The 19,521-nt window shown below is 71.4% G+C and carries 19 protein-coding genes; 14 read left to right on the top strand and 5 right to left on the bottom strand.

Features of this window, described 5'->3' with window-relative positions; all coding sequences use genetic code 11:
- Positions 1 to 65: 65 nt before the first annotated feature.
- The 5 genes from ACXR8F_RS01785 (at position 66) to ACXR8F_RS01765 (ending at position 7,252) form a co-directional block, all read left to right on the top strand.
- Positions 66 to 515: a (deoxy)nucleoside triphosphate pyrophosphohydrolase gene (locus tag ACXR8F_RS01785; protein WP_458798513.1), complete on the top strand. Its 450-nt coding sequence runs from the start codon at positions 66 to 68 to the stop codon at positions 513 to 515.
- A gap of 74 nt (positions 516 to 589) precedes the next feature.
- Positions 590 to 2,488, top strand: a complete 1,899-nt coding sequence (typA, locus tag ACXR8F_RS01780) for a translational GTPase TypA (protein WP_045191833.1) — start codon at positions 590 to 592, stop codon at positions 2,486 to 2,488.
- Between the two features lie 16 nt (positions 2,489 to 2,504).
- Complete coding sequence (locus tag ACXR8F_RS01775) at positions 2,505 to 4,280, top strand: ABC transporter substrate-binding protein (RefSeq protein WP_458798512.1); 1,776 nt, start codon at positions 2,505 to 2,507, stop codon at positions 4,278 to 4,280.
- Positions 4,281 to 4,320: 40 nt separating this feature from the next.
- Complete coding sequence (gene mshB / locus ACXR8F_RS01770; RefSeq protein ID WP_458798511.1) at positions 4,321 to 5,286, top strand: N-acetyl-1-D-myo-inositol-2-amino-2-deoxy-alpha-D-glucopyranoside deacetylase; 966 nt, start codon at positions 4,321 to 4,323, stop codon at positions 5,284 to 5,286.
- Positions 5,287 to 5,515: 229 nt separating this feature from the next.
- On the top strand, positions 5,516 to 7,252 hold the full coding sequence (locus ACXR8F_RS01765; RefSeq protein WP_458798510.1) for a VanW family protein: 1,737 nt from the start codon (positions 5,516 to 5,518) through the stop codon (positions 7,250 to 7,252).
- A 25-nt stretch (positions 7,253 to 7,277) separates the two neighbouring features.
- On the opposite strand, the gene ACXR8F_RS01760 is transcribed toward ACXR8F_RS01765, so the two are convergent.
- Positions 7,278 to 8,423: a GNAT family N-acetyltransferase gene (locus ACXR8F_RS01760; RefSeq protein ID WP_458798509.1), complete on the bottom strand. Its 1,146-nt coding sequence runs from the start codon at positions 8,421 to 8,423 to the stop codon at positions 7,278 to 7,280.
- Positions 8,424 to 8,485: 62 nt separating this feature from the next.
- Here ACXR8F_RS01760 and fdxA point away from each other — a divergent pair, with 62 nt between their 5' ends.
- The 4 genes from fdxA to ACXR8F_RS01740 all read left to right on the top strand — a co-directional run bounded on the left by fdxA (position 8,486) and on the right by ACXR8F_RS01740 (position 11,789).
- A complete protein-coding gene (gene fdxA / locus ACXR8F_RS01755; RefSeq protein ID WP_020143133.1) occupies positions 8,486 to 8,812 on the top strand; it encodes a ferredoxin in 327 nt (108 codons plus the stop codon).
- A complete protein-coding gene (dapC, locus tag ACXR8F_RS01750) occupies positions 8,809 to 9,942 on the top strand; it encodes a succinyldiaminopimelate transaminase (protein WP_458798508.1) in 1,134 nt (377 codons plus the stop codon). The genes fdxA and dapC overlap by 4 nt, the downstream gene beginning before the upstream one ends.
- A 144-nt stretch (positions 9,943 to 10,086) precedes the next feature.
- On the top strand, positions 10,087 to 11,367 hold the full coding sequence (locus ACXR8F_RS01745) for a citrate synthase (protein WP_082080999.1): 1,281 nt from the start codon (positions 10,087 to 10,089) through the stop codon (positions 11,365 to 11,367).
- Positions 11,368 to 11,438: 71 nt separating this feature from the next.
- A complete protein-coding gene (locus tag ACXR8F_RS01740) occupies positions 11,439 to 11,789 on the top strand; it encodes a hypothetical protein (protein ID WP_045191827.1) in 351 nt (116 codons plus the stop codon).
- A 33-nt stretch (positions 11,790 to 11,822) separates the two neighbouring features.
- Here the strand turns inward: ACXR8F_RS01740 and ACXR8F_RS01735 are convergent, their stop codons facing one another.
- Positions 11,823 to 12,713, bottom strand: a complete 891-nt coding sequence (locus ACXR8F_RS01735) for a hypothetical protein (RefSeq protein WP_458798507.1) — start codon at positions 12,711 to 12,713, stop codon at positions 11,823 to 11,825.
- Positions 12,714 to 12,770: 57 nt separating this feature from the next.
- The gene (dapD, locus tag ACXR8F_RS01730; protein ID WP_045191826.1) at positions 12,771 to 13,703 is read right to left on the bottom strand and encodes a 2,3,4,5-tetrahydropyridine-2,6-dicarboxylate N-succinyltransferase; all 933 of its coding nucleotides are present in this window, start codon (positions 13,701 to 13,703) and stop codon (positions 12,771 to 12,773) included.
- A 98-nt stretch (positions 13,704 to 13,801) separates the two neighbouring features.
- Between dapD and dapE the strand changes: the two genes are divergently transcribed.
- Genes dapE through ACXR8F_RS01710 form a run of 4 tightly spaced genes read left to right on the top strand, consistent with a single transcriptional unit; the run spans position 13,802 to position 17,446 of the window.
- Positions 13,802 to 14,908 carry a succinyl-diaminopimelate desuccinylase gene (dapE, locus tag ACXR8F_RS01725; protein WP_458798506.1) on the top strand — a complete coding sequence of 369 codons (1,107 nt, stop codon included), beginning with the start codon at positions 13,802 to 13,804 and terminating at the stop codon, positions 14,906 to 14,908.
- Positions 14,909 to 14,931: 23 nt separating this feature from the next.
- Positions 14,932 to 15,705, top strand: coding sequence for an LOG family protein (locus tag ACXR8F_RS01720; RefSeq protein ID WP_045191823.1), 774 nt, complete (start codon positions 14,932 to 14,934; stop codon positions 15,703 to 15,705).
- On the top strand, positions 15,702 to 16,232 hold the full coding sequence (locus tag ACXR8F_RS01715) for a cell division protein DivIVA (protein WP_458798505.1): 531 nt from the start codon (positions 15,702 to 15,704) through the stop codon (positions 16,230 to 16,232). Before ACXR8F_RS01720 ends, ACXR8F_RS01715 begins: the two co-directional genes overlap by 4 nt.
- Complete coding sequence (locus tag ACXR8F_RS01710; RefSeq protein ID WP_458798504.1) at positions 16,229 to 17,446, top strand: hypothetical protein; 1,218 nt, start codon at positions 16,229 to 16,231, stop codon at positions 17,444 to 17,446. The genes ACXR8F_RS01715 and ACXR8F_RS01710 overlap by 4 nt, the downstream gene beginning before the upstream one ends.
- 95 nt (positions 17,447 to 17,541) lie before the next feature.
- Here ACXR8F_RS01710 and ACXR8F_RS01705 read toward each other — a convergent pair whose 3' ends face one another.
- Positions 17,542 to 18,375: an enoyl-CoA hydratase/isomerase family protein gene (locus ACXR8F_RS01705; RefSeq protein ID WP_458798503.1), complete on the bottom strand. Its 834-nt coding sequence runs from the start codon at positions 18,373 to 18,375 to the stop codon at positions 17,542 to 17,544.
- Between the two features lie 152 nt (positions 18,376 to 18,527).
- Between ACXR8F_RS01705 and ACXR8F_RS01700 the strand changes: the two genes are divergently transcribed.
- Positions 18,528 to 18,701, top strand: a complete 174-nt coding sequence (locus ACXR8F_RS01700) for a DUF3117 domain-containing protein (protein ID WP_076262632.1) — start codon at positions 18,528 to 18,530, stop codon at positions 18,699 to 18,701.
- Positions 18,702 to 18,832: 131 nt separating this feature from the next.
- Here the strand turns inward: ACXR8F_RS01700 and ACXR8F_RS01695 are convergent, their stop codons facing one another.
- Positions 18,833 to 19,456 carry an O-methyltransferase gene (locus ACXR8F_RS01695; protein ID WP_045192006.1) on the bottom strand — a complete coding sequence of 208 codons (624 nt, stop codon included), beginning with the start codon at positions 19,454 to 19,456 and terminating at the stop codon, positions 18,833 to 18,835.
- Positions 19,457 to 19,521: the final 65 nt, after the last annotated feature.

Here is a 19,521-nt window from a genome sequence, read left to right as displayed (position 1 = left end):
ACGGCAGACGCGTGCGGCGTGCTGCGGCTGCTCCGTGTGGCACCATCGACGTCGCAATGAGCAGCATGAGCACCACCGCCCGCCAGCCCGTGCGCCTCGTCGTCGGGGCCGCCATCGTCGACGACCTCGTGCGGCCCACCCGGCTGCTCTCCGCCCGACGCACCGAGCCGACAGCGCTCGCCGGGGGCTGGGAGCTGCCCGGTGGCAAGGTCGACGACGGCGAGTCGCCCCTCGCGGCCCTGCACCGCGAGGTGCTCGAGGAGCTCGGCGTACGCGTCCGGCTCGGAGCCCACCTGCCGGGACCCCTCCCGGGCAGCACCTGGCCGCTGGGCGAGCGCTACGAGATGCTGGTGTGGCTCGCCGAGGTCGTCGAGGGCACCCCCGCGCCCATCGAGGACCACGACGAGCTGCGGTGGCTGGGGCTCGACGACCTGCGCGCCGTGGCGTGGCTGCCCGCCGACCTGCCCATCGTCGAGCAGCTCGAGGCCGTGCTCGCCCGCACCAGCAGCACCTGACGCCCCTCGCGCATCACCGTGACCGCCCCCGCCGTGGTCAGGACCACCCCCGAAACCCTGAGAGACTGTTCCCCATGCCCATGAAGACCCGCGCGGACATCCGCAACGTCGCCATCGTCGCCCACGTCGACCACGGCAAGACCACCCTCGTCGACAAGATGCTCTGGCAGGCCGGCGCGTTCGGCGAGCACCAGCACGTCGACGAGCGCGCGATGGACTCCGGTGACCTCGAGCGTGAGAAGGGCATCACGATCCTCGCGAAGAACACCGCGATCCACTACACGGGCAAGGCGGCCTCCGACCGCGGTCTCGCCGACGGCGTCACCATCAACATCATCGACACCCCCGGCCACGCCGACTTCGGTGGCGAGGTCGAGCGCGGCCTGTCGATGGTCGACGGCGTCGTGCTCCTCGTCGACGCTTCCGAGGGCCCGCTCCCGCAGACCCGCTTCGTGCTGCGCAAGGCGCTCGCCGCGAAGATGCCGGTCATCCTCTGCATCAACAAGGTCGACCGCCCCGACTCGCGCATCGCCGAGGTCGTCGACGAGGCCTACGAGCTCTTCCTCGACCTCGATGCCACCGAGGAGCAGATCGACTTCCCGATCGTCTACGCCTCCGCTAAGGCCGGCCGCGCGTCGACCGAGCGTCCCGAGAACGGCGGCCTGCCGGACGGCGAGGACCTCGAGGCCCTCTTCGAGACGATCCTCGAGACCATCCCGGCGCCGACCTACGACGACGAGGCCCCGCTGCAGGCGCACGTCACCAACCTCGACGCGTCGAACTTCCTGGGCCGCCTCGCCCTCCTGCGCGTGCACAACGGCACCATCCGCAAGGGCCAGCAGGTCACGTGGTGCCGCCACGACGGCTCGCAGCAGCGCGTGAAGATCACCGAGCTGCTCATGACCGAGGCCCTCGAGCGCAAGCCCGCCGAGGAGGCCGGTCCGGGCGACATCATCGCCGTCGCCGGCATCCCGGAGATCACCATCGGCGAGACCCTGGCCGACGCCGAGAACCCGATCCCGCTGCCGCTCATCACGGTGGACGAGCCGGCCATCTCGATGACCATCGGCACGAACACCAGCCCGATGGTCGGCAAGGTGCGCGGCTCGAAGGTCACGGCGCGCATGGTCAAGGACCGCCTCGACAAGGAGCTCATCGGCAACGTGTCGCTGCGCATCCTGCCGACCGAGCGCCCCGACGCCTGGGAGGTCCAGGGCCGTGGCGAGCTCGCGCTCGCCATCCTGGTCGAGCAGATGCGCCGCGAGGGCTACGAGCTGACCGTCGGCAAGCCGCAGGTCGTCACGCGCGAGGTCGACGGCAAGGTCCACGAGCCCGTCGAGCGCCTCACCATCGACACCCCCGAGGAGTTCCTCGGCGCGATCACCCAGATCATGGCCGCCCGCAAGGGCCGCATGGAGCAGATGACCAACCACGGCACCGGCTGGATCCGCATGGAGTTCCTCGTGCCCAGCCGTGGCCTCATCGGCTTCCGCACCGAGTTCCTCACCGAGACGCGCGGCACCGGCATCGCGCACCACGTGTTCGAGGACTACGAGCCGTGGTTCGGCACCATCACGACCCGCACGAGCGGCTCGCTGGTCTCCGACCGCACCGGTGTCGTCACCTCGTACGCCATGGTCAACCTCCAGGAGCGCGGCGTCCTCTTCGTCGAGCCCACGACCGAGGTCTACGAGGGCATGATCGTCGGCGAGAACTCCCGCGCCGACGACATGGACGTCAACATCACGAAGGAGAAGAAGCTCACCAACGTGCGCGCCTCCTCCTCCGACAACTTCGAGAAGATCGTCCCGCCGCGCAAGCTCAGCCTCGAGCAGAGCCTCGAGTTCTGCCGCGAGGACGAGTGCGTCGAGGTGACGCCCGAGACCGTCCGCATCCGCAAGGTCGTCCTCGACGCCGGCGAGCGTGCTCGCACCGCCTCCCGCGCGCGGTCGGCGGCGAAGGCCGAGGGCTGACCGACCGGTGCGCGCCGTGGGACGCGGGCTGAGGAGGTCACTGGCCGTCGGGCTCGGCGCTGCCCTCCTGGCAGCCGGTGCCACGGCGTGCTCGGGCACGGGCGACACGTCGGCGCAGAGCGTCGTCCCGCCCGGCCCGGCGGCCGCGTCCGGTTCGTCGGCGTCGACGGGCGGGCAGCCCGGCGGCACCCTGCAGGTCCTCGTCGCCGGCACGATCGCGACGTGGGACCCGCAGCTGATGTACGTCGGCCCCGAGGCGTTCTTCGCCCAGCGCACCTTCGTCAGGGGCCTCACGGCATACGGCACCGGGACGCAGCAGCGCGAGGTGCAGGGGGACCTCGCGACCGACGCGGGCACGCCGTCCGACGGCGCGCGCTCGTGGAGCTTCACCCTCCGTGAGGGCCTGCAGTGGCAGGACGGCTCGCCGATCACCTGCGACGACGTGCGCCACGGCGTGGCCCGCACCTTCGACCGGCGCACCCACGTCGGCGGCACCAACTACGCCAGCTACCTGCTCGACATGCCCACGCGGGTCACCGCCGAGGGCCTCGAGAAGCCCGTGTACGCCGGCCCGTCGGACACCGCCCACCAGGCCGACTTCGACCGCGCCGTCTCGTGCAAGGGGCGCACCGTCACCTTCAGGCTGCGCGACGCCGAGCCGGACTTCCCGCACATCGTCGCGCTGCCCGAGTTCGCCCCGCGCAAGGCGTCGGCCGACACGAAGACCGACAAGGCGTCGTATGCCGTCATGTCGAGCGGGCCGTACCGCCTCGAGGCGCCGTGGGTCGTCGGCAAGGGCGGCACGTTCGTGCGCAACGAGCACTGGGACCCCCGCACCGACCCGATCCGGCAGGCCTACCCCGACGAGATCCAGGTGTCCTCGGGGCTCGGCGAGTCGGCTGTCATCCAGCGGCTGCTCAACCAGCAGGCCGACGACGCGTACGCCGTCTCGTGGGTGCAGGCGAGCCCGACGCTGCGCAACCAGGCCGGCACCGACCTCCAGGCCCGGCTCACCTTCCCCTACACGGGCAACGTCGACTACCTCGCTCTCAACATGCGCAGCAAGGCGTTGGCAGACCCGGCCGTGCGCAAGGCGCTCGCGGCCTCGACCAACCGCGCCACCTACGTCACGGCGACGGGCGGCGAGGGTGCTGGCACGCCGACCTGGTCGGTCCTGTCGCCGGCGGTCTACCCCGAGTCGGTGAAGCCGCAGGCCGGCACCGGCGTCGAGGGCGACCCCGAGGCGGCCCGCCGGATGCTCCAGCAGGCCGGCGTCAAGCTGCCCGTGAAGCTGCGCCTCGTCTACGCGCGCTCGGTGCTGGCCGACAAGGCGTATGCCGCCCTGGTCGCCGGGTGGGAGCGTGCGGGCTTCGAGGTCGAGCTCAAGGGCGTGGCACCCGAGGAGTACTACGAGGAGATCGAGAAGCCCACCTCGGTGGGCTCCTACGACCTCTTCCGTGGCGTGTGGACCCCCGACTGGCCGTCCGCGGGCGGAGTGCTTCCGGCCCTGTTCGACTCGCGCATCAACATCGACTCCTCCGGCCCCGGCCAGGACGTCGGCTACTTCTCGAGCGATCCCGTGAACGCGCTCATCGACAAGGCCGACGTGACGGCCGACCCCAAGGCCCGGGCCAAGGTGTGGGAGCAGGCCGACAGCACGATCCGCAGCCAGGTCGGCTACATCGCGCTGTCCGCGACCAAGGCCCTCTACCTGCACGGGGCGGGCGTCCGGTCCTACGAGGACCACGCCGTCGGCGGCATCGTCGACCTCGCCACCGTGTCGGTGCGCTGACCGGCGGACCGCGCCGAACCGACCGACCGAGAGGACACCCGTGCCGCGCCTGCTCTTCGTCCACGCCCACCCCGACGACGAGACCCTGACGTGCGGCGTCACCATGGCCCACCACGTCGCGCGCGGCGACGACGTGCACGTGCTGACGTGCACCCTCGGCGAGGAGGGCGAGGTCATCCCGCCGGCCCTCGCGCACCTCGAGGGGGACCCGTCCGACGCCCTCGGGCCCTACCGGCACGGCGAGCTGACGCAGGCCCTGTCGCGCATCGGCGCGTCGATGCACGTCCTCGGCGCCGAAGCGTGCGACCCGTCGGACGGGCGGCTCTCGCGCTACCGCGACTCCGGCATGGCCGGGTCGCCGGCGGCCGCCCGCACGGACGCCTTCGCGGCCGCCGACCTCGACGAGGCCGGCGCGCTCGTGGCCGACGTGCTGCGACGGCTGCGTCCCGACGTCGTCGTCACGTACGACGAGCACGGCGGCTACGGCCACCCGGACCACGTCCAGACCCACCGCGTCACCCGACGCGCCCTGCAGCTGCTCGACGCGTCCGAGCTTCCGGCCCGCACCTACGAGATCGTCACGCCCCTCGGGTGGGCACGTGAGGACCGCGCGTGGCTGGCGTCGGCCGACCCGGCGCTGCTGGACACCTCCGCGTGGTGGCACGAGCCCGGTCTCGGGGGAGTGGCAGGCGACGGAGGGCCGGCTGCGCCGGCGCTCGTCGTGCCCGCGGCGGACGACCCGTTCCCGCCCTCGGTCGTCGACGATGACACCGTGACCCACGTCGTGCGGGACGACGCGGCCCGCGCCGTGAAGAACCACGCCCTGAGGGCGCACCCCACCCAGGTGGTCGTGGCGAGCGAGGACGTGCACGCCCTCTCGAACTTCATCGCGGTGCGCACGACGGGCCGCGAGGGCTTCCGTCAGGTCGACCCGCTCACCTGGCAGCCCACCGGCCGGCGAGGCACCGACCTCCTCGCCCAGCCCGATCGAGAGAACGCGTCGTAACGCGGGCACGTGACGCGGCGTTCTCTCGATCGGGCCTGGAGGACGAGACTCCGATCGAGAGAACGCGCCGTCACCGACCCTCGCAACCGCTCGCAATCGAGAGAACGCGTGGTCACCACCGATCGGCGGCAACGATCGCGTCACGGGGGAAACTCGGGGACGCGCCTCGCCGAAATGTCGGACCCGGGGCGTTACCTTCGTGGCACCCGATCCACCGACCGGAGAGCCGATGTCCGACGACCCGTACGTGCCGAGCCGTGACGATCGCAGCGAGCGACGGTCCACGGCGCTACGTCTCGTCGTCGCCCTCGTCGTGCTGGGCGGCGGCTACGCCGGGCTGTGCACGTGGTCGTCGCAGCACGTGCCGTCGGCGGTGTCGGTGGGCGGCATCCAGGTCGGGGGCATGACGCCCGAAACCGCCCGGGCGGCCATCGACAAGGGATCGCGCTCCCTGCTCGCGACACCGATCGCGCTGACCGTGCCCGGCCGCGCCGAGCCCGTCCAGGTGGTGCCGCGCGACGCCGGGCTGAGCGTCGACGCGGACCGGTCCCTCGACGGGCTCACCGGTTTCACGCTCGACCCGCGGCGCGTCTGGGAAAAGCTGACCGGGTCGGTGGAGGCGCCGCTGCTCACGAGCGCCGACGACGACCGCCTCACCGCCTACCTCGAGAAGCTGGCGCCCGGTGTGGCCGTGGCACCGGTCGAGGGGCGCGTGACCTTCCCCGGCGGCGCGGTCGCGGTGGACCTGCCGGTGCCCGGGCGCACCCTGGACATCGCGGCCACCAAGCTCGCCCTGCGCAAGGCGTTCCCCGAGTCGACGGAGGCGACCGCGGCGGTCCGTGAGACCGACCCCCAGGTCAGCGCCGAGACCGTCCAGCAGGCCGCCGACCAGTTCGGCAGCACCGCGATGTCACGGCCGCTGACCCTCGTCAGCGGATCCACCCGGGCCGTGCTCGCACCGGCGGAGTACGCCTCGATGGTGTCCGTGGTGCCCGACGGCGCCGGCGGGCTCGAGCCGGCCTTCGACGAGCCCGCCCTGACGAAGCTCGTGTCGACGAAGGTGCGGGCCACGACCAAGGCCGCGAGCAGCGCGCGCTGGGTCTTCGAGGCGGCCAACGGCAAGCCGCGCCTGGTCCCGTCGGTGGACGGCCTGGCGCTCGATGCGGACGCCGTCGGCAAGCGGGTCGTCGCCGCCATCTCCGGCACCAACCGCACCGTCGACGTCAGCCCGTCCGTCGCGCGGCCGCCGTTCACGACGGAGGACGCCCAGAAGGCCGGTGTCACGACGCTGGTCGTCGACTTCAAGAGCCCGTTCCCGACCAGCGACACGACCCGCACGAACAACCTCGTCGTGGCGACGAAGCGCATCAACGGCACGTACGTGCCGCCGGGCGGCACCTTCAGCCTCAACGGGATCCTCGGCGAGCGGACCACCGACAAGGGGTACGCCGACGGCACCGTCATCATCAACGGCCGGTTGACGCGTGGCACGGGAGGTGGCATCAGCCAGGTCTCGACGGTGATCTACAACATGGCCTACTTCGCCGGGGCCGACATCCAGGAGTTCACCGCGCACGCCTTCTTCATCCCGCGCTACCCCGAGGGGCGCGAGGCGACGGTGTACTGGCCGACCGTCGACAACAAGTGGAAGAACGACACGCCCTTCGGGATGCTCCTGCAGACCTGGGTCGAGGGTGGCTACGTCCACGGACGTGTCTGGAGCACGAAGACGTGGGACATCAAGTCGGTCAAGGGGCCGCGGCGAAACGTCGTGCCGCCCAAGACGATCCGCAGCGACAGCCTGAAGTGCTACCCCCAGCAGCCGAACCCCGGCTTCGACGTGACGGTCACGCGGCAGTGGTTCCGCCACGGCACGACGGCGCTCGTGAAGAGCGAGTCGGTCCGCACGCACTACATCCCGGAGGACGAGGTCGTCTGCACCAACCCGGCCGCCACGCCTCCGTGACGGGCCGTGACCGGCCCTGCTGACGTCAGGCCGACGGCTTGGCCACGTAGGTGTACTCGTGGTGCACGGTGAAGCCGAGGTCGCGCCAGAACGCGACGCCCGCTGCGTTGTCCTCCGAGACCTGGAGGTACATGGCCGGCATGTTGTTCTCGCGCGCCACCATGGCGGCCGCCGACACGATCGTGGTGGCGAGGCCCGTACGCCGGTGGTCGGGGTGCACCCACAGGCCGAAGATCCCCGCCCAACCGGGGTGGATCGCGAGGCGCGCCAGGCCGATGATCGTGTTCGTGTCCGGGTCGCGGACCGAGAGGAAGAGCTGGCCGTCGCTGCCGGTGAGCACGGCCTCGGTCGCGCCGGGCACGATCGAGCGCTGCTCGCCGTACGCGGTCAGCCAGTCGAGCTGCAGCTGCGCGTCTGCCGTGACCGGGGCGGACTGCTCGGTCAGCGGGGGGACCGCGGCGGAGAGCCCGGTCATGACGAGCACGCGCTGCCAGTTGTCGTGGCCGCCGCCGACCACGTAGCCGCGCTCGAGCAGCGCTGCGACGGTGGGCTGCTCGGTGGCGTCGAAGCCGGTCTCGCCGTGCACCTGGAAGATCGCGGGTCGCTCACGGTCGGCGTACCACTTCTCGGCGAAGTCGATGGCCCGCTCGACCGGCAGGCTGGGGTCGCCGACGACGAGCACCGAGTTGGCCCGCCCGGTGAAGCCGCCCGAGGCGCGCAGCACCCAGTCGCCGACGCCGCCGCGGTCGACCGCCTGCCAGCCCTTGGCCATGAGCTTCTCGAGGTCGTCGGCCGACACGCGCTCGTGCGGCCTGCCGGCGCGGCTCGCGGGCGGCGGCACGTCCTTGGCGGCGAGCACGTCGGCGCGGATGAGCTTCACGCGCTCGGTCTTCGTGTCGACGACGAGGAAGTCGGTGTTGCGGGCGACGAGCTCGCCGACGAAGTCGGTCGCGGCTGCACCCTCACCCTCCTCGAGGCGGTAGCGCAGGACGACGCGGTTGCCGATGGTCAGGCCGGCGGTGAGGCGGTGTCCGGGGGTGTCGGTGCCGGCGGCAACGCTCGTCCCCGAGTCCCTCCCAGAGCCCCTCCCAGAGTCCGTCGGAGAGTCTGTCCGCGGGCCCGTGTCGGAGTTGGTCTCATCGGTGGGGCCGTGCGTGGGCTCGCCGTTCATGTCCGGCATACTAGGCGGTGCAGCAACTGCTCCCGAACGCTCCACAGGAGGTCCCGCTCCCCATGACCTACGTCATCGCCCAGCCTTGCGTCGACCTGAAGGACCGTGCCTGCATCGAGGAGTGTCCGGTCGACTGCATCTACGAGGGCAAGCGGTCGCTCTACATCCACCCCGACGAGTGCGTGGACTGCGGCGCCTGCGAGCCCGTGTGCCCCGTCGAGGCGATCTACTACGAGGACGACGTTCCCGAGCAGTGGGCCGACTACTACAACGCCAACGTCGAGTTCTTCAACGACCTCGGCAGCCCCGGAGGCGCGGCGAAGCTCGGCGTCATCGACAAGGACCACCCGCTCATCGAGGCCCTGCCCCCGCAGGAGCACGACGAGTGACGCTCGCCGGCGGGTCCGTGCGCGGGCTCGACCTTCCTGACTTCCCCTGGGACTCGCTCGCGCCCTACAAGGCGCGAGCGGTCGCGCATCCGGGGGGCATCGTCGACCTGTCCGTCGGCACCCCGGTCGACCCGACCCCCGAGGTCGTACGCCGGGCGCTGGCCGAGGCGGCCGACGCCCCCGGCTACCCGCTGACCATCGGCACCACCGATGTGCGCGAGGCCGTCGTCGAGTGGTTCGCGCGCCGACGGGGCGTCACGGGGCTCGGCACCGACGGCGTGCTGCCGACCATCGGCAGCAAGGAGCTCGTCGCCTGGCTGCCGACCCTCCTCGGCCTGCGCGCCGGAGACGTCGTCGGCATCCCGGCCGTCGCCTACCCCACCTACGACATCGGGGCGCGCATCGCCGGCGCCACTGCTGTCGTCGCGCAGTCGTTGACGAGCCTCGGGCCGCTCACGGCGGCGACGACCCCGAAGCTCCTGTGGCTCAACAGCCCCGGCAATCCCAACGGCCAGGTGCTCGGCGTCGAGCACCTGCGCAAGGTCGTCGAGTGGGCCCGCGAGCACGGCGTCGTGGTCGCGAGCGACGAGTGCTACGCCGAGCTCGACTGGCGCGAGGGCCAGTTCGGCACCTCGACGCCGAGCATCCTGCACCCCGACGTCTGCGGCGGCGACCACACGGGTCTGCTGGCGGTCTACTCCCTGTCGAAGCAGTCCAACCTCGCCGGCTACCGGGCGGCCTTCGTCGCCGGTGACCCCGCGATCATCGGCACCGTCCTCGAGGTGCGCAAGCACGCGGGCATGATCATGCCCACACCGGTGCAGCACGCGATGGCGGTGGCGCTCCGCGACGACGCGCACGTCGAGACGCAGCGGACGGCATACGCCCGCAGGCGCGAGCAGCTGCTCGCGGCAGTGACCCGCGCGGGACTGCGCGTCGACCACTCCGAGGCAGGCCTCTACCTGTGGGCGACCCGCGAAGAGGACTGCTGGACAACGGTTTCCGAGTTCGCCGACCGCGGCATCCTCGTGGCGCCCGGGTCGTTCTACGGCGCCGCCGGCGCCCGCCACGTGCGCATCGCGCTGACCGCCACCGACGAGCGCATCGCCGCCGCCTGCGAGCGCCTCTGACACCGAGCGTGACCCATGTCACCACGCGTCGCCGGGCGCACGTCCGTGGATGGACCTGTTTTCTCAGGGCGGAGCACGCTGGGGTAACGTCGCTCGCGGATACGTCCGGCGACTTTGGGCCGGAGTGACAGGAGGCGAGGAACAGTGACGAAGGCAGTGGACGCGACACTCAAGGTCGCAGACAAGGAACTCACGTTCCCGGGCGTCGACGCCGTGGAGGGCAACGACGGGCTCGGTGTGGGGTCCCTGCTGAAGGAGACCGGCCTCGTCACCTACGACGTCGGCTTCGTCAACACCGCATCGTGCAAGAGCGCGATCACCTACATCGACGGCGACCAGGGCATCCTGCGCTACCGCGGCTACCCCATCGCGGAGCTGGCCGAGAAGTCGACGTTCGTCGAGGTCGCCTACCTGCTCATCTACGGCGAGCTGCCGACCCCCGAGGAGCTGACGCGCTTCGAGGACTCGATCCGCCGGCACACGATGCTGCACGAGGACCTCCGCGCCTTCTTCAACGGCTTCCCGCGCGACGCGCACCCGATGCCCGTGCTCAGCTCGGCCGTCTCGGCGCTCGGCACGTTCTACCAGGACAGCCTCGACCCCTTCGACCAGGAGCAGGTCGAGATCTCGACCGTCCGCCTCCTCGCGAAGCTGCCGACCATCGCGGCGATGGCGCACAAGAAGAGCGTCGGCCAGCCGTACATGTACCCCGACAACTCGCTGTCGTTCGTCGAGAACTTCCTGCGCATGACGTTCGGCTACCCCGTGGAGCCCTACGAGGTCGACCCGACCGTCGCCAAGGCCCTGGACCTGCTCTTCATCCTGCACGCCGACCACGAGCAGAACTGCTCCACCTCGACGGTGCGCCTGGTCGGCTCGGCCCACGCGAACCTCTTCAACTCGGTCTCGGCCGGCATCCACGCCCTGTCGGGCCCGCTCCACGGCGGCGCCAACCAGGCCGTCCTCGAGATGCTCGGCAAGCTCCACGAGTCGGGCGACGACCCGAAGAAGTTCATGGAGAAGGTCAAGAACAAGGAGGACGGTGTCCGCCTCATGGGCTTCGGGCACCGCGTCTACAAGAACTACGACCCGCGCGCCGCGATCATCAAGAAGGCCGCCGACGACATCCTCGAGAAGCTCGGCCAGAACGACCCGCTGCTCGAGATCGCCAAGGGCCTCGAGGAGATCGCCCTGGCCGACGACTACTTCGTCGAGCGCAAGCTCTACCCGAACGTCGACTTCTACACCGGCCTCATCTACAAGGCCATGGGCTTCGAGTCGAAGATGTTCACGGTGCTCTTCGCCATCGGCCGCCTCCCGGGCTGGATCGCCCAGTGGCGCGAGATGATGAACGACCCCGAGACGAAGATCGGCCGCCCGCGCCAGATCTACACCGGCGAGGCCGAGCGCAGCTACCCCGCCTGAGCGTCGAGCTCGACCGGATCCATCCGATGCCCCCGCCCCGCAAGGGACGGGGGCATCGGCATGATGGGGTGATGGCCAAGTACCTCGTCAACGACGCGGCCGTCGCCCGGTGCCGCGAGCTCATCGACGCCCGGCAGTACGTCCTCGACAGCGACTGGGGGCAGGTCCAGCCGGGGGCCGAGGCGCAGAACGCGTACCTCGAGAAGCACTCCTGGGACGAGTACGCGGCGTGGCACCTCGGGCTCACCGAGGGCGCGAACGACGAGACGAAGGCGCGCTACGCGTTCGTCTACGGCGACCTGCGTCGGGTCCACCGCACGGCGCTCATCGCCTGCGTCTACCGAGCGTCGGAGTGGCGGCACAAGGACGTCGAGCTGGCGGCGCACGACCTGCTCCAGCACCTCGACAAGGTCACCGGCTGAGGTCCGCCCTCACCGGCCCGATCCGGTATGCCGTCAGCCGAGCGTGACGGTGACCGTCGTCCCGGCCGTGCCCTGCGACCAACCCTCGTCGCCGCGGTCACGGTCCCACGCGCGGTCGCCGATCGACACGGACGTGACGCCGTACATCTCGGCGCGGGCGACCGACCAGTGCGCGACCGCCCAGGCGATGGTCGCGTCGCCGGCCGAGACGGTGACCTTCCCGTCGCCGGCCTTCGCGGAGGTGACTCCCATCTGCTGCGACAGGTCGCCGACCACCCGGGAGGGGGAGACCGACTGCTTGACGGCGTCGAGGCGGCAGGTGAGTCCGGCGGGGGAGTGGCCCGTCAGCGTCGAGGCGAGCACGCGGCCCTGGCCCTCGTGGTCACGGTAGGCCTCGGGGAAGCCGCTCTTCTGAACGCGCTGGGCGATCTTCGTGATGTCGGCCGTCTCGTAGCCCTTGTACTTCTCGAGGGCGTCGTAGAACCGGTTCGTCGCGTAGACGGGGTCGAGGATCTGCTTCTCGGTGCCCCAGCCCTGGCTCGGCCGCTGCTGGAAGAGGCCGACCGAGTCGCGGTCGCCGTAGCGCAGGTTGCGGATCTTCGACTCCTGGAAGGCGGTCGTGAGCGCGATGGTCGCTGCTCGCGGGGGCATGTCCCGCTTCACCGACAGCGCCGAGATGAGCGCGGCGTTGGCCGTCTGGTCGGGGTCGAAGGTCTCGGTCACGCCGGAGGCCTTGATGGTGCACTGCGGGTTGACGACGCTGGAGATGAGCAGGCGGGCCGCGAACCACCCTGCTCCGCCCACGAGTGCGACGACGACGAGCAGGGTCACCCAGCGGCGTCGGCGGCGCGCGGGGGTCTGCCCGCGCGATGACCCGCGGCCGCGGGATTCGGCGAGGGTGGGGCCCGGTCGGGTCGTCGGCATGGGGTCCTCAGGTGGTCCGGCTCTGGTCTGAACCGGTCGAAGGGAGCGGGGGTCGGTTCAGTCGTTGGCGTGCAGCGCGGCGTTCAGGGTGATGCCCGTGCCCTTGCGGTCACGGGCCTCGACGGCACCGCTGACGCTGTTGCGGAGGAACAGGATGTTGCTCGACCCCGACAGCTCCTTGGCCTTGACCACGGACCCGTCGGGAAGCGTCACCTTGGTCCCCGCCGTCACGTAGAGCCCGGCCTCGACGACGCAGTCGTCGCCGAGAGCGATGCCGATGCCGCCGTTGGCTCCGACCAGACAACGCTCACCGATGCTGACGCGTTCCGTGCCGCCGCCCGAGAGCGTGCCCATGATGGACGCGCCGGCGCCGATGTCGGACCCGTCGCCGACGACGACGCCCTGCACGATGCGGCCCTCGACCATCGACGTGCCGAGGGTGCCGGCGTTGAAGTTGCAGAAGCCCTCGTGCATGACCGTGGTGCCGGGAGAGAGGTGGGCGCCCAGGCGTACGCGGTCGGCATCGGCGATGCGCACGCCCTGCGGGACCACGAAGTCGGTCATGCGCGGGAACTTGTCGACGCCGTAGACCGCGACGTGCTGCCCCCGGGCCCGCAGGCGCAGCCGGGTCTGCTCGAAGCCCTCGACCGCGCAGGCGCCGGCGCTCGTCCAGGCGATGTTCGGCAGGGCGCCGAAGACGCCGTCGAGGTTGATCGTGTTGGGGGCGACGAGGCAGTGCGAGAGCAGGTGCAGGCGAAGGTACGCGTCGGGGGCGTCGGCGGGGGCGGCGTCGAGGTCGATCTCGACGAGCCGCACCTCGGTGCGCACGCGCCGGGCCTCGTCGGTGCCGACCAGGGCCTCGAGCCCCTCCGGCACCGCCGCGTCACCGGGTGCCGCACCCAGAGCGGGCTGCGGGAACCAGGTGTCGAGCACCTGCCCGTCGTCCGTGATCGTCGTCAGTCCGTGACCCCATGCGCTGCGCTCCGACATGGCGGCAAGGATATGGGGCAGCGCCGCGGGTCGGCACACGCACCCGCGGAGCGGACTCCGGCGCCCGCCCGCAGCACGGGACGGCTAGCCTCTCACGTATGCCGTCGACCCCGCTGCCCGCCGACCAGACCTCCGCGACCGGCCCGGTCCTCGACCTCGGCGCCGACGTCACGACCCTCACCGCGGCGATCTGCGACATCGAGTCGGTCAGCCAGGACGAGGAGGCGCTCGCCGACGCGATCGAGGCGGCACTGCGTCCGCTCGCGCACCTCGAGGTGACCCGCGACGGCAACACCGTCGTCGCCCGCACCTCCCTCGGGCGCGAGGAGCGCGTCGTGCTCGCGGGCCACATCGACACGGTGCCGCTGACCGACGTCCCCAACCTTCCGACGCGCCGCGTCGACGACGTGCTGTGGGGCCGCGGCACCGTCGACATGAAGGGCGGCGTCGCCGTCATGCTCCGCATCGCGGCCGAGGTCACCGAGCCGGCCCGCGACCTCACCTTCCTCTTCTACGAGTGCGAGGAGATCGACGGGAAGTTCAACGGCCTGGCGCGGCTCGCCCAGACCTCTCCCGAGCTGCTGGTCGGAGACTTCGCCGTGCTGCTCGAGCCGACCAACGGAGCCATCGAGGGGGGCTGCAAGGGCACGCTCCGCGTGGAGATCACGACCAAGGGCATCGCCGCGCACTCCGCCCGCCCGTGGAAGGGGCACAACGCGATCCACGACGCCGCTCCCGTCCTGGCGCGCCTCTCCGCCTACGAGGCCGAGACCATCACCGTCGACGGCCTCGACTACCACGAGGCCCTCCAGGCCGTGGGCATCTCCGGCGGCATCGCGGGCAACGTCATCCCCGACCGGTGCGTCGTCACCGTCAACTACCGCTACGCGCCCGACAAGAACACCGACGAGGCGCTCGCCCACGTGCGCCAGGTCTTCGACGGGTTCGACGTCGAGCTCACCGATGCCGCCGACGGCGCCCGTCCCGGCCTGCTCCTGCCGGCGGCCAAGGCCTTCATCGACGCCCTCGGCGTGCCGGTCAGCGCCAAGGAGGGGTGGACCGACGTCGCCCGCTTCTCGACGCTGGGCATCCCCGCCGTCAACTACGGCCCCGGCGACCCCAACCTGGCCCACATGGACGACGAGCGCTGCCCCGTCGGACAGTACGCCGACGCCGAGGCCGCGCTGCTGCGCTGGCTCGCATAGCCGCGCCGCATAGGGTTGTCGGTGTGACCGACGAACAACCCGACCCCCGCCTGCCCGCGGAGCCGCGAGAGGACCGCCGCCAGACCGGCCCGGTGACCCTGCGGCGTCACAAGGTGCCCCGCACCACCACCGACCAGCGCCTGCTCGAGGCCCACCAGCGCACCGACTGGCTGCATGCCGACCCGTGGCGGGTCATGCGCATCCAGTCGGAGTTCGTCGAGGGCTTCGGCGCCCTGTCCGAGCTCGGCCCGGCGGTCGCCGTCTTCGGTTCCGCCCGCACGCGACCCGACGACGCGGCATACGCCATGGGGGTCGAGGTCGGGCGCCTGCTCGTCGAGGAGGGCTACGCCGTCATCACCGGCGGTGGCCCCGGCGCGATGGAGGCGGCGAACCGCGGCGCGTTCGAGGCGAAGGGCACCTCGGTCGGGCTCGGCATCGAGCTGCCCTTCGAGACCGGCCTCAACGAGTACGTCGACCTCGGCATCAACTTCCGCTACTTCTTCGCCCGAAAGGTCATGTTCCTCAAGTACTCCCGCGGGTTCATCGTGCTGCCCGGCGGGTTCGGCACGCTCGACGAGCTCTTCGAGGCGCTGACGCTGGCGCAGACCCAGAAGGTCACCGAGTTCCCCGTCGTGCTCATGGGCAGCGAGTACTGGCAGGGCCTGCTCGACTGGCTGCGCACGACGGTCCTCGACAACGGCATGATCACCCCCGACGACGTCGACCGGCTCGTCGTCACCGACGACCCCCACGAGGCGGTCAAACTGATACGCACCTACGAGGAGCCGCGCACGTGAAGTGGTTCATCCTCCTCGTCGGGATCGTCGTCCTGTGCCTCGTCGTCGCCCTCCTGCTCGGGCTCGCCGGCGGCGGGCTCGGGCGCGCGAGCTCGAGCCTGAGCCACGAACCGCTGCCCGACGAGCCGCTCGCCGACACCGACTTCGACGACCTCGTCTTCGACGTCGGTGCCCGCGGCTACCGGATGAGCCAGGTCGACGGCGTGGTCGACCGGCTGCGCCGCGAGCTGCGCGAGAAGGACGAGGAGATCGCCGTGCTGCGGGGCGCACACGTGCGAGCTGAGAACGACGGTGCTGCTGCCGAGGCGTCCCCGGAGTCGGAGCGGGCAGACGACGCGGCCGCCGAGCCGATCACCGAGCCCGCACCGGAGCCGGGCGAGGAGCGGACCGCGGAACCCGTCCGCGACCCCGACCCCAGCCCGACCCCGACCCCGGACCCGGTCGCGGAGTCCGGGACGCGAGTCGACGACGAGGGCGGCGCGCGTGCGACGTCCGCCCCGACCGGCGGGCACGAACGCACCCCATGACCGTGGTTCACCCGCTGCGCCCCCCGACCTCACGACGCGTCTTCATCGGCTGGGTGCTCGCCGCGTACGCGCTCGCCCGGGTCGTGTCGACGACCATCCTGCTCGTGGTGCTGCCCCGGCAGGTGCCGAGCAGCATGACGGGCGGCGACGGGGTGCCGGTCACGTTCTTCTCGTTCACCGCGCTGTGGGACGGCGAGTGGTACGGCAAGATCGCCGCAACCGGCTACCCCGACGTGCTGCCGATCGGCGACTCCGGCCGGGTCGGCCAGAACCCGTGGGCCTTCTACCCCCTCTTCCCGATGCTGTCGCGGGTCGGCATGACGCTGACCGGTCTCGACTTCCCGACCGTCGCCTCCAGCATCGCGCTGGTCTGCGGCGTCGGCGCCGCGGTCCTCATGGGTCTGCTGCTGCGTCCGCGCATCGGCGACCCGGCGGCATACCTCGTCGTCGTCCTGTGGGCGAGCTTCCCGGCCTCGGTCACGCTGCAGCTCGCCTACACCGAGTCGCTCGCGATGCTGCTGCTCGTCGGCTACCTCTACGCGCTCTCGCGGGAGAGATGGCTCGTCGCCACCGCGGTCGCGCTGCTCACCGGCCTGTCCCGGCCGATCGCGGCACCGTTGGGACTCGTGACCCTCGTGGTCGTGGTGATGCGGTGGCGCAGGCGGCGCGAGGCGCCGATCTCGACCGGCACGTACGCGTCCATGCTCGCCTCGCTCGTCGGCTGCGGCGTCGCCGGGCTGTTGTGGCCCGCGATCGCGTGGTGGCGCACCGGGTCGAGCTCGGCCTACGCCGACACGATGGCCGCCTGGCGCAGCTACGACACGGTCGAGCTGTTCGTGCCCTACGTCGACCGGCTGCAGGACGCCACGTGGGGGCCGTGGCTCGTCGGCGGTCCGATCGTCGTGCTGCTCATGGTCGCCGGCCCGTGGGCCCGCAACCTCGGCGCCGACCTGCGCACCTGGACGCTGGGCTACACCTTCTACCTCATCGCCTCGCTCGACCCCTTCACGAGCATCTTCCGTTACCTCCTGCCGCTCTTCCCGCTGCTCGTCGTCGTGCTCGGCGCCGGCTGGGGCGACCGGCGCGGCAACACGTGGCGGCGCCTGCTGTGGCGGTTCGTGCTGCTGCTGCTCGCCTTCGTCGCGGGCCAGTACTGGTGGACCGAGGTGCTCTGGCGCTACGTGCCGTCGCCCAACGGCGACTTCCCCCCGTGACCGACGACGCTCGAACCCGCCCGAGGGGCAACCCGAGTGCTCGATGACGGATGGCCCGGCGGATGTGCGACCGCCCTCCTGCGCGTCAGACCACGTCAGGTACCGGTGTAGGTCGGGGCCTGCTTGGCGAGGAAGGCATCGACCGCCGCACGGTGGTCGTTGCTCGCCCCGGTGAGGGCCATCAGCTCGGCCTCGTTGGCGAGGGCGTCCGCCAGGTCGGCGCTCGCGGAGTAGGCGACCGCGCGCCGGATCGAACCGTAGGCCAGGGTCGGGCCGTCGGCGAGCTGCCGCGCAAGATCGCCGGCCGCGGTCTCGAGCTCGTCGGCCGGCACGACCCTCGTCACGAGCCCCAGCACCAAGGCCTCGTCGGCCGGGACGGTGCGCGGCATCAGCAGCAGCTCCTTGGCGCGCGCCGGCCCGACGAGGCGGGGGAGCGACCACGACGCGCCGGAGTCGCACGAGAGCGCGATCCCCGCGAACGAGGTGTTGAGGCCCGCCCGGTCGGAGGCGATGCGGAAGTCGCAGGCGAGCGCGAAGCTGAGCCCGGCGCCGGCCGCCACCCCGTTGAGCGCCGCGACGACCGGCTTGTTCATCGTCGACAGGGCGATGACGATCGGGTTGTAGTGGTCGGTGACCGTGGTGGCGAGCGTGGAGCTCGGGTCGCCGAGGCTGCGCACGTGCTCCTTGAGGTCCTGACCGACGCAGAAGGCGCGCCCGCTGCCGGTCAGCACCACGCAGCGGACCGCGGGGTCCTCGCCGACCTCGCGCAGCGCCGCCACGAGGGCGTCCTTGAGGGCGTTGTCGAGGCTGTTCATGGCATCGGGCCGGTTGAGCCGCAGCCACGCGACGCCGTCGGTCACCTCGACGAGCAGGGGTGTGGGGGAGTCGGGGCTCTCGGCGGGACGGCGGTCGTCGGCGGTCTCGGTCATGGGCGTCACTCTGTCCCAATCCGTCCCGGCGGGGAAGCGGGACGGGCTCCGCAAGGCCCTGACGTGCGGACTCTCACATCCCCAATTAGGTCTCGCAAACGAGACACGGAATAATGGGACCAAAGACCGAGGATTCCTAGGGAAGGGGAACCATGGCAGCAATGAAGCCGAGGACCGGCGATGGCCCGCTCGAGGTCGTCAAGGAGGGCCGCGGCATCGTGCTGCGGATGCCCCTTGAGGGCGGTGGCCGGCTCGTCGTCGAGATGACCCCCGACGAGGCTGCAGCTCTGCGTGACGCGATCCAGGGTTGTGACGGCGTCAGCTGACCCCTCGCCCGATCCAGGTTCGACGGCCCCTGACCGCCAGGTCGGGGGCCGTTTCGCGTCCCCGGCCACATCCACCCGGCCCGGTCCACCGATCACGTATGCCGCCCGGCCCGCCGGGCGGCATACGTGATCTAACGCTTGACGGCGACGAGCAGGCCCTCGCCGACGGGCAGCAGCGACACGGCGAACTGGTCGTGGTCGCGGATGGCACGGCCGACGTCGCGCAGGGTGCGGGTCTCGGTGTCGCGGTTGGCGGGGTCGGACTCCTTGTCGCTCCACGTCATGACGAGCGTGCCACCGGGGCGCAGCAGGCGCGTGGCCTGGGTGAGGTAGTCCGGGTACTCCTGCTTGTCGGCGTCGACGACGACGAGGTCGTAGGCGGCGTCGGTCATGCGGGGGAGCACCTCGAGAGCACGCCCGGCGATGACACGGGTGCGCTGGTGGGCGATGCCCGCGGCCGCGAACGCCTCGCGGGCGGCGCGCTGGTGCTCGGTGTCGAGGTCGATGGTCGTGAGGATGCCGTCGGCGGGCATGCCGCCGAGCAGCCACAGGCCGGAGGCGCCTGCGCCGGTGCCGATCTCCATGACCGCCTTGGCGCCGATGGCGGCCGCGAGCATCTGCAGCACCGACCCCACGCCGTTGCCGACCGACTCGGCGCCGAGCTCCTCACCTCGCCGGCGGGCCTCGTCGACGTGCTCGCTCGCGGCGACGAACTCCTCGGCGTGCGACCAGGCTGCGACCTTCTGGGTGCTCATGTCCGTCACCCTACTGTGACCGGATCGACGACTTCGGCTGCCTCTCGTGCCCGATCGGGTAAGGA

The sequence above is a fragment of the Terrabacter sp. AAH1 genome (genome assembly GCF_054456855.1).
This window is presented reverse-complemented; position numbering and strand designations above follow the sequence as displayed.